The organism is Microbacterium sp. GW821-FHT01D02 (genome assembly GCF_059422585.1).
In genome coordinates, this window is sequence record NZ_JBWKXB010000003.1 from 472362 (window position 1) to 486056 (window position 13695).

The 13695-nt window shown below is 67.0% G+C and carries 16 protein-coding genes; 6 read left to right on the top strand and 10 right to left on the bottom strand.

Annotated features, from left to right (window positions below; all coding sequences use genetic code 11):
- Window positions 1-4: 4 nt before the first annotated feature.
- Together AC07VM_RS15795 and AC07VM_RS15800 are read left to right on the top strand one after the other, a co-directional pair.
- Window positions 5-751, top strand: coding sequence for a formylglycine-generating enzyme family protein (locus tag AC07VM_RS15795; protein ID WP_494912157.1), 747 nt, complete (start codon window positions 5-7; stop codon window positions 749-751).
- 56 nt (window positions 752-807) lie between these two features.
- Complete coding sequence (locus AC07VM_RS15800) at window positions 808-1647, top strand: arginase family protein (protein ID WP_494912158.1); 840 nt, start codon at window positions 808-810, stop codon at window positions 1645-1647.
- Here AC07VM_RS15800 and AC07VM_RS15805 read toward each other — a convergent pair.
- Complete coding sequence (locus AC07VM_RS15805) at window positions 1625-2047, bottom strand: GNAT family N-acetyltransferase (protein WP_494912159.1); 423 nt, start codon at window positions 2045-2047, stop codon at window positions 1625-1627. The two genes, AC07VM_RS15800 and AC07VM_RS15805, sit on opposite strands and share 23 nt — an antisense overlap.
- A gap of 18 nt (window positions 2048-2065) precedes the next feature.
- Complete coding sequence (locus AC07VM_RS15810) at window positions 2066-3391, bottom strand: MFS transporter (RefSeq protein WP_494912161.1); 1326 nt, start codon at window positions 3389-3391, stop codon at window positions 2066-2068.
- Window positions 3392-3465: 74 nt separating this feature from the next.
- Here AC07VM_RS15810 and AC07VM_RS15815 point away from each other — a divergent pair, with 74 nt between their 5' ends.
- Window positions 3466-3834 carry a VOC family protein gene (locus AC07VM_RS15815; protein ID WP_494912162.1) on the top strand — a complete coding sequence of 123 codons (369 nt, stop codon included), beginning with the start codon at window positions 3466-3468 and terminating at the stop codon, window positions 3832-3834.
- A 19-nt stretch (window positions 3835-3853) separates the two neighbouring features.
- On the opposite strand, the gene AC07VM_RS15820 is transcribed toward AC07VM_RS15815, so the two are convergent.
- The 5 genes from AC07VM_RS15820 to AC07VM_RS15840 form a co-directional block, all read right to left on the bottom strand.
- Window positions 3854-4297, bottom strand: a complete 444-nt coding sequence (locus AC07VM_RS15820; RefSeq protein WP_494912164.1) for a hypothetical protein — start codon at window positions 4295-4297, stop codon at window positions 3854-3856.
- A gap of 38 nt (window positions 4298-4335) precedes the next feature.
- Window positions 4336-4866, bottom strand: coding sequence for an RNA polymerase sigma factor (locus AC07VM_RS15825; protein WP_267414468.1), 531 nt, complete (start codon window positions 4864-4866; stop codon window positions 4336-4338).
- Window positions 4863-5450 carry a hypothetical protein gene (locus tag AC07VM_RS15830; protein WP_494912166.1) on the bottom strand — a complete coding sequence of 196 codons (588 nt, stop codon included), beginning with the start codon at window positions 5448-5450 and terminating at the stop codon, window positions 4863-4865. Before AC07VM_RS15830 ends, AC07VM_RS15825 begins: the two co-directional genes overlap by 4 nt.
- 145 nt (window positions 5451-5595) lie before the next feature.
- Entirely contained in the window at window positions 5596-6111 is a 516-nt protein-coding gene (locus AC07VM_RS15835; protein ID WP_494912167.1) for a hypothetical protein, read from the bottom strand.
- 35 nt (window positions 6112-6146) lie between these two features.
- On the bottom strand, window positions 6147-6686 hold the full coding sequence (locus tag AC07VM_RS15840) for an AAA family ATPase (RefSeq protein ID WP_494912168.1): 540 nt from the start codon (window positions 6684-6686) through the stop codon (window positions 6147-6149).
- 1319 nt (window positions 6687-8005) lie between these two features.
- Between AC07VM_RS15840 and AC07VM_RS15845 the strand changes: the two genes are divergently transcribed.
- Complete coding sequence (locus AC07VM_RS15845) at window positions 8006-8731, top strand: tyrosine-protein phosphatase (RefSeq protein ID WP_494912169.1); 726 nt, start codon at window positions 8006-8008, stop codon at window positions 8729-8731.
- Window positions 8732-8809: 78 nt separating this feature from the next.
- Entirely contained in the window at window positions 8810-9655 is an 846-nt protein-coding gene (locus AC07VM_RS15850) for a class I SAM-dependent methyltransferase (protein ID WP_494912170.1), read from the top strand.
- 48 nt (window positions 9656-9703) lie between these two features.
- Here AC07VM_RS15850 and AC07VM_RS15855 read toward each other — a convergent pair whose 3' ends face one another.
- The 3 genes from AC07VM_RS15855 to AC07VM_RS15865 are packed head-to-tail and all read right to left on the bottom strand — an operon-like array spanning window position 9704 to window position 12906.
- Window positions 9704-12061 carry an ATP-binding cassette domain-containing protein gene (locus AC07VM_RS15855; protein ID WP_494912171.1) on the bottom strand — a complete coding sequence of 786 codons (2358 nt, stop codon included), beginning with the start codon at window positions 12059-12061 and terminating at the stop codon, window positions 9704-9706.
- A gap of 30 nt (window positions 12062-12091) precedes the next feature.
- Window positions 12092-12502, bottom strand: a complete 411-nt coding sequence (locus AC07VM_RS15860) for a VOC family protein (RefSeq protein ID WP_267414454.1) — start codon at window positions 12500-12502, stop codon at window positions 12092-12094.
- 5 nt (window positions 12503-12507) lie between these two features.
- A complete protein-coding gene (locus AC07VM_RS15865; protein WP_494912403.1) occupies window positions 12508-12906 on the bottom strand; it encodes a helix-turn-helix transcriptional regulator in 399 nt (132 codons plus the stop codon).
- 183 nt (window positions 12907-13089) lie between these two features.
- Between AC07VM_RS15865 and AC07VM_RS15870 the strand changes: the two genes are divergently transcribed.
- A complete protein-coding gene (locus tag AC07VM_RS15870) occupies window positions 13090-13686 on the top strand; it encodes an HdeD family acid-resistance protein (RefSeq protein WP_494912172.1) in 597 nt (198 codons plus the stop codon).
- Window positions 13687-13695 lie beyond the last annotated feature (9 nt).

The following is a 13695-nucleotide window of genomic DNA, read 5'->3' on the forward strand; positions in this document are numbered from 1 at the left end:
CCGCGTGAGCGACATCGAGCTGGCGCGCATCTCCGCGGGGTCGCTGACGATGACGGATGCCCGCCGTGCCGAGCAGCACCACGTCGCGCTCGAGCCCTTCGAGATCGGCGTGTATCCGGTCACGGAGGAGCAGCTCGCGGAGGTGCTGGGTGTCCCGGCGCGGCACCCCGACCGCCCGGCCGCCGACCTCAGCTGGCTGCGCGCCGTGCACTTCTGCAACGCGGCATCCGAGTGGGAGGGCCTCGATCGGGTCTACCTGTTCGACGGCGAGGACGTGAGCTGGGACACGACGGCGGACGGCTACCGGCTTCCCACCGAGGCCGAGTGGGAGTATGCGTGCCGGGCCGGTTCCACGGGCCCGCACTACGCCCCGCTGGCGGACGCCGCCTGGACGAGTGCGGACGGCGTCCGGTCACCGCAGAACGTCGGTGGCAAGCTGCCGAACCTGAACGGTCTGTTCGACACCCTCGGCAATGTCTGGGAGTGGTGCTGGGACCTGTTGGATCCGGCGCGCTACGACGACTACCGCGTGTTCCGTGGCGGCGGTTTCGCCGATGACGCCTGGAGCGTCCGCGCTTCGGTCCGCCGCGGGGGAGCACCGCGCATGCACCATGAAGACGTCGGGCTCCGGCTCGCGCGCGGCGCGTTCGACACACCGGATCGTGCGCAGGGCTGGTCGGCCTCCGCCGACCGCGAGCGTGCGGCGCTGGACGGCCCGCTCCCTTCCGGGTGGACACCGCGCCGAGCCTGAGCGCTCTGCCGCTGCTCGCTTTGCCGGGACAGGGCGGCGGATGCCAGGCTGGTGTCATGACATCCGCGTACTCCCTCATCGTCTCTCAGGGACGTGTCGCCGACCGCACCGACGGCGCTCTCATCGGTGCACGTCGCGTCGGTGCGGCTCTTTCGACGCTCCTGGCCGTCGAGTCCGTGGTCGTCGGCACTCCGTCGGCGGGCACGGTCGATGACTGGACGGTGGCGCTTCCCGAGGCTGCGGGGACCCTGACGGGGCTGCGCGACGCGCTGGGTGACGCCATCGGCCGAGGGACGACTCCGGTCCTGGTGACCAACACGTGCGCGGCGAGCCTCGGCACCCTGCCGACCGTCGCGGAGCGTCACCCCGATGCCGTCCTGCTATGGATCGATGCGCACGGAGACTTCAACACCCCGGAGACCACCGAGTCCGGGTACCTGGGCGGCATGGTCCTCGCGGCGGCATGCGGGCTCTGGGACAGCGGTCATGGTGCGGGCATCGATCCGCAGCAGGTGATCGTGGTCGGCGGACGCGACATCGATCCCGCGGAGGCGGATCTCCTGGACGGCGCCGGCGTGACCGTGCTCTCCCCGGCCGAGAGCACTCCTGAGCGGATCCGCGAGCTGGTCGCCGGGCGCCCGGTCTGGATCCATGTGGACTGGGATGTCCTCGAACCGGGCTACATCCCTGCCGCGTACCGCGTGGGCGGGGGGCTGCTGCCGCACGAGGTCGCGGCGATCTTCGCGGCGCTGCCGGTGGAGTCCGTCCGCGGAGTCGAGCTCGCCGAGTTCGAGGCCGGCGACGCGGAGGTCCCCGAGCACGTGAGTGTCGAGCTCATCGTGGAGACCGTCCAGCACCTGCTCCGCTGCCGTCTCAGTCCGCGGTCAAGCTCTTGATCATGTAGCGGTTCGGATCCGCCGGCGGGGCGAAGCCGTACTGTGCGTACAGGCCGTGCGCGTCGGCCGTCGCGAGGACGATGCGACGCAGCGGCAGAGGCTCCAGGTCGGCGACGACACCGGCGACGAGCATCTTGCCGACACCCGATCCGCGCACGCGCTCATCGACGAAGACGTCGCAGAGCCACGCGAACGTCACGCTGTCGGTCACGACCCGTGCGTAGCCGACCTGCTCCCCGGCGGCATCCCAGACGCCGTAGTTGCGCGAGGCATCGATCGCCGCGTCCTGTGCCTCCCGTGGGCGTCCCTTCGCCCAGTAGGACTGCTCGCTGAGCCAGCGATGCACGCGGGCGCGGTCGATTCTCGTCGAGTCGTGGGAGAAGGTGAAGTCGGAGGCCACGCCTCATCCTAGAAGGATTCAGCGGCGTCGCTCGGGATCGAGCCCCATGCGGATGCGGGTCCGCTTGCGTTCGATCAGGATGAACACGGTTCCGAGGATCCAGAGCGGAATCGGCATGAGGAAGGCGATCCGGAAGGCCTCGAGCGTGTAGGTCTCGGGAGTGCCGGCGCCCTGCAGGTCGAGGACGAGACCGATCAGGAAGATCGCGATGAGGGCGGCGATGAAGCCGCCGGCGTTGGTGACGCCGGTCGCCGTGCTCAGACGATGGGTGGGGTTGTGCGTCCGCGCATGGTCGAACGCGATCATCGAGGCCGGGCCTCCGGTGGCCAGGGCGACCGCCAGCACGTACAGGAGCCAGATGGGAGCGGTGTCGGGGAGCGCGATCACGGCGATCCACGCGGCCATCTGCACGCCGACGGCCGGGAGCACCAGTGCCAGTGACCGGTGGTTCGGGAGGCGTCGTGAGAGGTCTCCGATCACCGGTCCCAGAAGCATGCCGGCAACGACATATACGGAGATGATGCCGGCGGCATGCGCGGTGTCGAGGCCCTCTGCGGCGGTGAGGAAGGGCATTCCCCAGAGCAGGACGAAGGCCGTGCCCGCGAACGGCGTGGTGAAGTGCGACCAGAAAGCCAGTCGGGTGCCGGGATGGGCCCAGGCGGCACGGATGCCGACCCCGGTGTCGATCGCGGAGGTGACGACGCGGACGACGCCCGTGTCGGTGTTCACCGTGACGTCGGCGCCGCTCTCGGCGGGATGGTTGCGGATGACGAGGGCCACGAGGATCGTGAAGAGGACACCGAGCCCGGCGATGCTCCCGAACGTGATGGTCCAGCTCGTCGCGTGCAGCAGCGCGGCGAGGGGCACGAGGGCGATGAGCTGGCCGGTCTGCCCGATGATGCCGGTGAACTGCACCATGAGGGGTCCGCGCTGGGCGGGGAACCAGGTTGCGACCAGGCGGAGGACGGCGGGGAAGATCGCCGCGTCGCCGGCGCCGAGCAGAACGCGAGCGAAGATGGCGATCCCGATGCTGGGGGAGAGGGCCATGGTGAGCTGGCCTGCCGCCATGAGGAGCATGCCGATCGTCATGATCGGGCGCGAGCCGAAGCGGTCGAGGAGCACACCGACCGGGATCTGCATGCCGCCGTAGACGGCGAGCTGCACGACGGCGAAGAGCGCGAGGGTCGACGCGTCGGCCTGGAACCTGTCGGCAGCCTCGACGCCGACCGCGCCGAGCGAGGTGCGGTTGGTGATCGCGAGCACATAGGCTGCGACGCCGACCGACCAGATCACCCAGGCTCGCCACCCCGGAGTCGACACGGGGGAGGGGGAGACCTTCGGCACGTCTCCACGCTACTCCTGTGACGGCGTCGCTCCGATCGGAGCGCCGTGTCGGATGCCGGCGCTAGCCTGACCGCATGACCACCTCACCTCTGCACCATTCGATCGACTACGTCGAGCTCGTCGTCACCGACCTCGATGTGGCCAAGCGCTTCTTCACCGCGGCGTTCGGCTGGAGCTTCAACGACTACGGCCCCGGCTACGCGGGCATCGCCTCTCCGCGTGGGGATGGCAGCGAGGTCGGCGGGCTCCTGCTGGCCGACGAGCCGCGACCGGTGGGCGGACCGCTCGTGCTGCTCTACTCGGATGACCTCGACGCCACGATGGATGCAATCGCGGCAGCGGGGGGCACCATCCTGCAGCAGCCGTACGAGTTCCCGGGCGGCAGACGACTCCACTTCGCCGATCCGACGGGGAACGAACTCGGCGTCTGGTCCGCGCAGTAGTTCCGGCTCAGGGAGCGACTCAGGGCACGACGGCGCCTCGATCGCCGACGCGGGTGACCTCCACCGTCTGCTCGTCGTCGAAGTCGGTGAAGATCAATCGGGAGGTGTCCGGCACGGTGGAGCCGACCGACGCGGCTGTGAAGACGTGGGTCGTCGGGCCCATGTCCGCGGTGCACGGGCCCTCGGAAGGGGGCTCGAACGTGGCGATGAACTCGCCGTCCTTCTTCTCGACGGATGTCGCCATGGCGGGGCAGCTGGAGCTTCCCCACGTCACGACGTCGACACCGCCGTCGTCGTAGGCGACCACGACGGGTCCCTCCGTGAACGGAGCGATCTCGACGCCCGCCGGCGTCCCCGGACGGCGCTCGTCGGCCACGCCTATGGACGGAACCATCGAGCAGGCGGCGAGGCCGACGAGGAGAGCGACTCCGCCGACGCTGATGAGTCCGCGCCTCAGGTGCATGACGACAGCGTAGCGACTGCGCCGAACGCCCGAGGGGTTCACCGTCCGTCGAGCGCGTAGGTGACGTCCCGGAGTTCCTCGCGCAGCCGCTCGCGCGCGCGGTGGTAGCGGCTGCGGACGGTGCCTTCCTTCATCCGCAGCACACGGGCGATCTCGACGAGCGGGAGACCATCCCAATGGCGGAGTGCGATGATGTCGCGATCCGTCTGGTCGAGCAGGCGGAGTGCCTCGTGCAGTTCCCCGAATGCCGTGGGATCCGCGAAACCCGAGGCCTGCTCCGTCGAGAGCTGGCTGCGGAGACGGTCCGCGAGCGCGTGGTGCCTCGCGGCGCCGCGACGATGGTGGAGCAGGACGTTCCTGGCGATGCCGAACATCCAGGGACGGATCTCGTCGTCGTCGTCAGGCAGCGCATTCGCGCGCTTCCAGAGGGCGAGCAGGGTCTCGGCAAGGAGATCCGCGGCGAGGTGGGCCGGATCGACACGTCGCACGAAGTAGGCGAGGAGCGCAGGGGAGTGCTCCGGAACGGCTCGCTCGATGCGCCGCCGCTTCTCGTCCGCCCGCCCGCTCACTGCTCGTCCACCCGGCAGCTCAGCCCCATGGCGCCGATGGCGACGGTGTCGCCGTCTTCGCCGAGTTCGAGCACATGGGGCAGGACCGCTTTGGTCATCTCGACGAGCGCGGGGTAGAGCTCGTTGCCCACCCGCTCCTCGCTGTCGGTATCGCCCGGGACGGCGGTGCCCTGCGCATAGAGCTGCTGGCCGAAACCGGTCCAGTCGCGCGCTTCGAGCGAGGCGTCGAGTGCCGCCAGATCGCCGTCCTCGGCGTTGCGCAGCTCGATGTATGCGCCGCAGTTCTCCGAGTGACCCTCATCCGTCGTGTATTCGACCGGAATCCGGATGGTGCGTTCATAGCCGTCCGGCAGACTCACCCAGGGCCACACCGAGAGCTCCGCGGTGGTGATGCTCGCGGCGCCGGTGAGCGCCACTGCCCCCAGCACGATCACCGGAACGAACCACCGCGGCCGCGGCATCCGGCCCCGTCGCAGGCGCGCGGGCCTCGTCTCGCTCGCCAGCACGGTCGCCGCCTGCGTCACAGCGGCGGGCAGCGGTGCGATCGATGCCGCGAGCAGGTCGTCGAGCTCCGTATCCTTCATGTCCACTCCATTCGTCGTCTGCACCTACATTCCCGGCAGGGGGCGAAACGTTGCACGACGGGGGATCGATCTTTTCGCGGAGGCGAGGAGTGGGCGCGCGGGGGTGAACCGATGGAGAACACGTGACCGCACTGCACGGGTGCGATCAGTAGTTGAAGCAGCGATCGGAGTCCGGCGTGGTCTCCGGCTCGCCCTGATAGAGGATGAACCAGTTCTCTGCGGTCGCCAGGTCGACCTGAGCGTCGAGCAACGTGCAGGTGTACAAGACGCCGCCCTCGCTCCGGAAGTCAGCGAATATCCGGTTCATGTTGCACGGGGACTCGCGGTCCGACGTCAGCGTGATCTGGTTTTGCGACAAACCGTCGCCCTCCTCCCAGGTGCCCGAGAAGTCGATGGTCTCTCCTCCGCGCAACTCGGCCGCTGTGCGCGGTGGGTGCCCGCTGCAACCCACGTCCAGCGGCCACGCGGTCGCCTGGAACGTCCCATCGTCGGCGAGTTGGAGTGTCGCGGGGAGGTCGCTTCCCGCGCGCCATGTTCCGTACGCATCCTCCTCGGTGAGGTTGAAGTCGGAGTCCCCACAGGCCGCCAGGACCAGTGCGAGAGGGAGGCACGCAAGGAGGGCAGCGAATCGACGGTTCCGCGTGGATGGGAGGGTGGCCACGAGCCCATCATGTCGCAGCGGAGAGCTTCATGGCATCACCGGGGAGCTGAACGCTGAGGGCCGAGGTCGTCGAGGATCGACGAGACGAGTTCGTCGACCGACGTCTCCCGCCCGATCCTTCGTTCCTCATACCAGGGGAGTGGTTGCCACCCGTCGTACCAGTCGCGGAGTTGCGGCTCCCCGAAGGCCGTCGCGAGCGGACGACTGGCATGTCGACGAAGGGTCTCTTCGAGGCCGACGTCGAACTGATAGATGCGTGTGACCCCGCGATGATCACGATGCAGGTTCTCGAAGGGTGCGGAGTAGTCGCGCAGATTGAAGACGCCATCCAGGATCACGTCGTAGCCGAGGTCGAGAGCCTGGCGGGCGGCTGCGGTGATCAACGCGCTCGCATTCCTCGACAGCCGGCGGGAGTCGGTGTCGTGAAGCAGCTCGCGACGTACATAGTCCTGATGGATCAGCGCGACCCGCGGACCGAGAAGCGGCCGTAGTGCGAGCGCCGTCGTCGTCTTGCCGGAACCGGAGTCGCCGCGAAGGATCACGAGACGCGTCTGCGCATCACCCACCGGAGTCATCGCACCATTGTCGCAGTGCTCGCAGGGGAGCGCCGTTCCGGCGGTGTGACGACGTGAACTGACATAATGTGCATTATCGGATAATCGTCATTCACTAAGATTTCGCCGATCTCGCTTGTTCGTAGCGTTGGATCGCGCTGCAATACGAAGAAGGCCCACGTGCGAACGTGGGCCTTCTTCGTATTGCTGGTCAGCGGCGACGTGTCGACGTTCAGCCGGGACGATCTTGCCTCGCTCGACTTCCGCCGATGCGGACTCGAGTGCGTGGACGAGCGTCTTGTTCGAGAGCAGTCGTCGTTCGTAGTCCGAGATGACGGTGACGGGTTCGAGGGTGACGGGGCCAGCTCGCGGTTCAGTGCAGCGATTGCTCACCGCGTCATGAGATCAGACAGTTCTTTAGCCGCACTGGAGCTTGTAATCGCCGGAGCTGAGCTGAGCTGACGCAGCGGTGACATCCTTGGCCCCAGAGGCTTTGAAATACGAGACAACGCGGAACGTGTGCTGCCCGGTCCCATTGCATTTGTACTGGACACTTTTTTGCACTATGTTCCACGCGCCAAAACTCTCGAAGGCTTTAGTGACGGGAACCCAGAGCCACCCGTTATGCATGAAAACGATGGACCTGATGTACGTCTTGGTGACGGCTCCCCCAACAACTAGAGATTGCTGGCTTCGCGCCCACTGAACCGGAGGGGAACCCCTGTCCGGATGATCTCTTCCACATTTGTCCCACCGCAAAATAACAATTTCCTACTACCGTCGCTCTCGTGGTCGCACCTGGCGTCGATTCAGGAGCGCCGATGCTCGTGTCCGACCCAAGTGCATCCATCTCCGCGTCCGTCATCACCACCGCATCAGCAGGAAGTGGTGTTCCATCCGGGTAGACGAGGTACTCGTCGGGAACGTCCGCCGAGCTCACCGCTGTGAGTGGCGGGAGGTCGGGCGCGTCGTTCTCTGATTATGACGCGCGGTAGGAGAGTCGTAGCCTCTACTGCGAATAAAGAGGCCCATCTGTTCCTGCGACCCGATAAGGCACAGAGACGGGGGTAAGCAGAACTGAGAGTCCGCTATCAGCCGCATACTTTTCCTGGAATTCGTACGCGTCGCTTTCGACGTCAAAAACGCCGATGAAACCAGGAGTTTCTTCCAAGTACACGATCCACACCATCATAAATGAAATGTATCACTTTCGACCCAGTGGCCGCTGGCTAATCTGACATGAGATACATTATCGGCTATATCTCGAGAGGGGTCATGGCGCAGCGCCCCGGCGGAATGCAGCACGGAGACGAACCGTGGTCGGATGCGAGACTGTTGCGATGACAAGCACCCTCCGCATCGCCGGCCTGGCCAACGCGCGCGACCTCGGTGGCCTCGAGCGTGCCGACGGGACGGTGACGCCGTCAGGCGTTTTCGTCCGCGCAGAACGACTCGATCTCGTCGATGCATCCGGCTGGGACGAGCTGCAGGCTGCGGGTGTGCGCACCATCATCGATCTGCGTCGGCCCGATGAGCACAGTGGAGACGTGCCGTCATCGATCACCCGCACCCGCGTGGACCTCGACGGCGACGACGTCGAGTTCTGGGCGGCATACGAAGCCGATGGCCGGTGGGGTACTCCGCTCTACTATCTCGATCACCTCCGCGAGCTCCCCGAGCGGCTCGGAGACGTCCTGACGGCGATCGCCACTGCCGACGACGGCGCGATCCTCTTCCACTGCTCCGCCGGGTGGGATCGCACGGGTCTCGTGTCCGCGGTTCTCCTCCGGGCGCTCGACGTCACGACCGAGGCCGCAGTCGCGGACTACCTCGCCTCGTTCGGAAACGCCGGCGAGATGGAGATCCTGCACGGGCGATCCTTCGAGGTCGCCGAACGCCACGAGATCCTGAGGCGGTTCGGGCACACGCCGGACTCGGCGTTTCGGGACATGTACGAGCATCTGGACCTCGACGCGTGGTTCCGCGCGGCCGACGTGGACCAGAGTACGCGCGCGGTGATCGAGACCTGGCGTGGGGCAGCACCAGCGAACCGCGTCTCTCGGTGAGGTACTCCCCCTGCGCATCATTTTTTGGGATACCAAAGCATCGCTCGTCTCTCTGGAGCGCCTCGGTAGGCTCGAACCGTGAACGGAAGCAACGTCGACATCGACTGGGAGTCCGCCCGCCACGCGAACAAGGAAAACTGGGAGGACCGAGTTCCCGTCCACGCGGAGGCCTACGGGCTCGACGCCTTCGACGATCCCGAGCACCTGAGCGACGTCGTCCGTGACGATCTCGCCTCGCTGATGCCCTTCCTCCCGCCAGCTGGGCTGTCCGGGCTCGACCTGTGCCACCTGCAATGCCACATCGGCACCGACACGGTCTCTCTCGCCCGCGCTGGCGCGACGGTCACGGGCGTCGATTTCTCCCCGGCCGCGCTCCGCACCGCCCGGGAGTTCGCCGCCCGACTGGGAATCGAGGCGACCTGGGTCGAGACCGATGTCCTGGATGCGCGTGCCGCGGTCGCGGGCGACTTCGACGTCGTCTACACGAGCATCGGGACGGTCACCTGGCTCGATGACTTGGATCGGTGGGCTGCCCAGATCGTCGCGCTGCTTCGTCCCGGCGGTACGTTCTTCATCCGAGACGGCCATCCCGCCCTCTATGCGCTGGACGAAGAAGCCCCGGCGCTGACCACCCGCTATTCGTACTTCGCAACCGGACATGCGCAGCAGTGGGACGATGACTCTACCTATGCCGGCGACGGGCGCATCGCGCACGCCCGCACCTATGAGTGGCCGCACGCCCTGTCGGAGATTCTCGGCGCGCTCCTGCGGGCCGGCCTCCGGCTCGTGCACTTCGACGAAGGACGAACGCTGCCGTGGCGCTTCAGCGAGCGGATGGTCGAGGTTCCCGGCGGCTATGCCTGGCCGGAGGCCGAACGTGACCTCCTGCCGTGCACGTACACGATCGTCGCCCGACGCGACTGAACCGAGTTGCCCGAGCCCGGCGCGCGTCGGGTACGCCCCTCCCCTGCCTCAGGCACCCACGTACTCCGCGAGGTGCTCCCCCGTGAGTGTCGACTTCTGGGATACCAAATCACTCGGCGTTCCCTCGAAGACGACCTTGCCGCCGTCGTGACCGGCACCCGGACCGATGTCGATGATCCAGTCCGCGTGCGCCATGACCGCCTGGTGGTGTTCGATCACGATCACGGTCTTGCCGGCGTCGACGAGTCGATCCAGCAGACCGAGGATCTTGTCGACATCGGCGAGGTGAAGTCCCGTCGTGGGCTCGTCGAGCACGTACACGTCGCCCTTCTCCCCCATCTGGATCGCGAGCTTGATGCGCTGGCGCTCACCGCCCGACAGCGTGGACAGGGGCTGGCCGAGTGACAGGTAGCCGAGCCCGACGTCTTCCATCCGGCCGAGGATCGCCGCGGCGGCCGGGAGCTTGGCCTCGCCGTCGCTGAAGAAGACCCGCGCCTCGGACACCGGCAGGTCGAGCACCTCGGTGATGTCCTTGCCCGCGAGCTTGTACTCCAGCACGCTCGCCTGGAAGCGCTTGCCACCGCAGTCCTCGCACGGCGTCTCGATCGTGTCCATGAAGCCGAGTTCCGTGATGATCACGCCGGCGCCCTTGCACGACGGACATGCCCCCTCGGAGTTCGCGCTGAACAGGGCCGGCTTCACGCCGTTGGCCTTCGCGAACGCCTTGCGGATCGGCTCGAGAAGGCCGGTGTAGGTCGCCGGGTTGCTGCGCCGGGAGCCCTTGATGGCGGCCTGGTCGATCGCCACGACGCCCTCCCGCTTCGACACAGAGCCGTGGATGAGCGAGCTCTTGCCGGAGCCCGCCACGCCCGTCACCACGGTGAGCACGCCCGTCGGGATGTCGACGTCGACATCCTGCAGGTTGTTCGCGGTGGCGCCGCGGACCTCGATCGCTCCCGCCTTCGAGCGCACCGAGTCCTTCAGCTGTGCGCGGTCCTCGAGGTGATCGCCGGTCTTGGTGCCGCTGGCCTTGAGACCCTCGACCGTGCCCTCGAAGCAGATCTCCCCGCCGGCGCTGCCCGCCCCCGGCCCGAGGTCGATGACGTGGTCGCCGATCGCGATGGTCTCCGGCTTGTGCTCGACCACCAGGACGGTGTTGCCCTTGTCCCGCAGCTGCAGCAGCAGACCGTTCATGCGCTGGATGTCGTGCGGGTGCAATCCGATGGTCGGCTCGTCGAACACGTAGGTGATGTCCGTCAGAGAGGAGCCGAGGTGGCGCAGCATCTTGATGCGCTGCGCCTCTCCCCCGGACAGGGTGCCCGACGGCCGCTCCAGGCTCAGGTAGCCGAGACCGAGTGTGACGAACGCGTCGAGGTTCGCGCTGAGCGCCTGCAGCAGCGGACCGGCTTCCGGAAGATCGAGACCGCGCACCCACGCGGCCAGGTCGGTCACCTGCATCCGGCAGGCGTCCGCGATGCTGACGCCCTCGATCTTCGACGAGCGTGCGCCCTCCGTGAGGCGCGTCCCGTCGCACTCCGGGCACACCGCGAACGTGGCGACGCGTTCGACGAAGGCGCGGATGTGCGGCTGCAGGGCGTCGAGGTCCTTCGAGAGCATCGACTTCGTGATCTTCGGGATCAGTCCCTCGTAGGTCATGTTGATGCCGGAGATCTTCACCTTCGTGACCTCGCCGTAGAGGAAGAGGTGCCGCTGCTTCTCGGTGAACTGCGAGATCGGCTTGTCCCCCGGGTAGAAGCCCGACTGTGAGAAGCCCTTCACCATCCACCCGTCGGCGGTGTACCCGGGCACCATGATGGCGCCCTCGTCGAGGGACTTCGACTCGTCGACGATCTGCGCGAGATCGAGGTCGGACACCGCTCCCCTCCCCTCGCATCGCGGGCACATCCCGCCGAGGTAGATCGCGTCCTTCACGATCTTCTTCTCGCCGCCCGGGCCGGTCATCACGCCGCTGGCCTTCTGCGTGGGGATGTTGAAGGAGAACGCCGTCGGACCGCCGATGTAGGGGTGGCCGAGCTTGCTGAACAGGATCCGCAGCATCGCGTTCGCATCCGTGACGGTGCCGACGGTCGACCGCGGGTTCGCTCCCAGACGCTCCTGGTCGACGATGATCGCCGTGGTCAGCCCCTCGAGCACGTCGACGTCGGGGCGCGGGACCGAGGGCATGAACCCCTGCACGAACGCGCTGTACGTCTCGTCGATCATGCGCCGGGACTCCGCCGCGATCGTGTCGAAGACGAGCGAGCTCTTGCCCGAGCCGGAGACGCCGGTGAACACGGTCAGCCGTCGTTTGGGGATGTCGACGCTGACGTCCTTCAGATTGTTCTCGCGTGCGCCCTGCACACGGATCAGATCATGGGTGTCAGCGGGATGCTCGTCAGCAGTCATCGGTGTCTCTCGGTCGGTGCAGCAGAGGGTTCAGGCGGTCTGGTTGATACGGAGCAGGTTGCCGGCGGGGTCACGGAAGGCGCAGTCGCGGACGCCGTAGGGCTGGTCCATCGGCTCCTGCACGACATCGGCGCCGCCCTCGACGAGGCGCTCGAACAGGCCGTCGACGTCGTCGCTGGCCAGGGTGAGCGCCGCATAGCTGCCCTTGGCGATCAGCTCGAGGATCGTCTGACGCTCGGCGTCCGTGATCCCGGGGTCGGTTGCCGGCGGATGCAGCACGATCGAGGTCTCCGGCTGGCCCTCGGGGCCGACGGTGAGCCAGCGCAGCCCGTCGTAGCCGACGTCGTTGCGCACCTCGAAGCCGAGGGCGTCGCGATAGAACGCGAGGGCCGCATCGGCGTCGGTGTGCGGGAGGAAGGCGTAGTGGATGCTGATGTTCATGGTGTTCACGTTAGGTGCGCATCGGTGCGCGGCGCTTCTCGATTCCTGATCGGTCTGGTGACCTGCTTCGCCTGGAACGAGGGGATCCCCTCGACGTTCGCGGCGCGTTCACGGTACACGCTGGGTGCGACACCGACCAGCTCCGAGAATCGCGTGCTGAAGGTGCCGAGCGACGAGCAGCCGACTTCGAAGCAGACCTCCGTGACGGACAGGTCGCCTCGTCGCAGCAGCGCCATGGCGCGTTCGATGCGCCGCGTCATGAGATAGGAGTACGGCGACTCCCCGTAGGCTTCCCGGAACTGCCTGCTCAGATGCCCCGCCGACATGTGCACGCCCCGCGCGAGGGCCTCCACGTCGAGGGGCCTCGCGTACTCCCGGTCGATGCGATCCCTGACCTTCCGCATCACGACGAGTTCGCGCAGGCGGGATTCGTCCACGGCTTTCACGAGTCGATCTTGCCATGTCGCCGGAAGTCGCGACATGACGGCGAGAAACGCGGGCGGAGACATCTCCCCCGCACGGACCCGGGAGAGCGCTACCCTGAGGGTGCATCCTCACAGGATCTTCTCAGAAAGGGGTCCCCCACCATGTCTGAACCGCTCACCCAGGCGAAGTCGGTGTTCAAGTCGATCCGCGTCACGCTGGCCGTCGCCGGTGTCCTCGCGCTCATCGCCGGAATCGTCCTCCTCGTCTGGCCGGTGAAGTCCGCGGTCATCGTGACGGCCATCTTCGCCTCGTATCTGATCATCGCCGGCCTCGTGTACATCGGGCTCGGCATCTTCTCGAGCAGCAAGGGAGGATGGGCCCGTGTCGGCCACATCGTCCTCGGTCTGCTCTACATCGCCGCCGGCGTCATCGCGTTCTTCAACCTGAACGTCGCCGCCGCCACGCTGGCCTTCGTCGTCGTGATCTTCATCGGTGTGAGCTGGATCGTGGACGGAGTCGTCGCCCTGACGCTCCTCGGCCGCGACGGCTCGCGCGTGTGGACGGTCATCTACGCGATCCTCAGCATCGTGGCCGGAATCATCGTGCTGTTCTCGCCGCTCATCGCCGGCTTCGCATTCTGGCTGCTGCTCGGCATCTCGCTGGTCGTCCTCGGCATCATCCAGATCGTGCGTGCCATCACGCTCGGCAAGGATGAGAAGGAGTACGTCTCCGCTGTGCAGGGAGACCCGGTCAGCTGACCCTCCCCC

Bases quoted from the DNA above. Each gene is read 5' to 3' on its own strand.
- AC07VM_RS15815 (WP_494912162.1), top strand. From the start codon at position 3,466: ATGACCACCTCACCTCTGCACCATTCGATCGACTACGTCGAGCTCGTC.
- AC07VM_RS15870 (WP_494912172.1), top strand. From the start codon at position 13,090: ATGTCTGAACCGCTCACCCAGGCGAAGTCGGTGTTCAAGTCGATCCGC.
- AC07VM_RS15830 (WP_494912166.1), bottom strand. From the start codon at position 5,450: ATGAAGGATACGGAGCTCGACGACCTGCTCGCGGCATCGATCGCACCG.
- AC07VM_RS15865 (WP_494912403.1), bottom strand. From the start codon at position 12,906: ATGCGGAAGGTCAGGGATCGCATCGACCGGGAGTACGCGAGGCCCCTC.
- AC07VM_RS15845 (WP_494912169.1), top strand. From the start codon at position 8,006: ATGACAAGCACCCTCCGCATCGCCGGCCTGGCCAACGCGCGCGACCTC.
- AC07VM_RS15860 (WP_267414454.1), bottom strand. From the start codon at position 12,502: ATGAACATCAGCATCCACTACGCCTTCCTCCCGCACACCGACGCCGAT.
- AC07VM_RS15800 (WP_494912158.1), top strand. From the start codon at position 808: ATGACATCCGCGTACTCCCTCATCGTCTCTCAGGGACGTGTCGCCGAC.
- AC07VM_RS15855 (WP_494912171.1), bottom strand. From the start codon at position 12,061: ATGACTGCTGACGAGCATCCCGCTGACACCCATGATCTGATCCGTGTG.
- AC07VM_RS15840 (WP_494912168.1), bottom strand. From the start codon at position 6,686: ATGACTCCGGTGGGTGATGCGCAGACGCGTCTCGTGATCCTTCGCGGC.
- AC07VM_RS15820 (WP_494912164.1), bottom strand. From the start codon at position 4,297: ATGCACCTGAGGCGCGGACTCATCAGCGTCGGCGGAGTCGCTCTCCTC.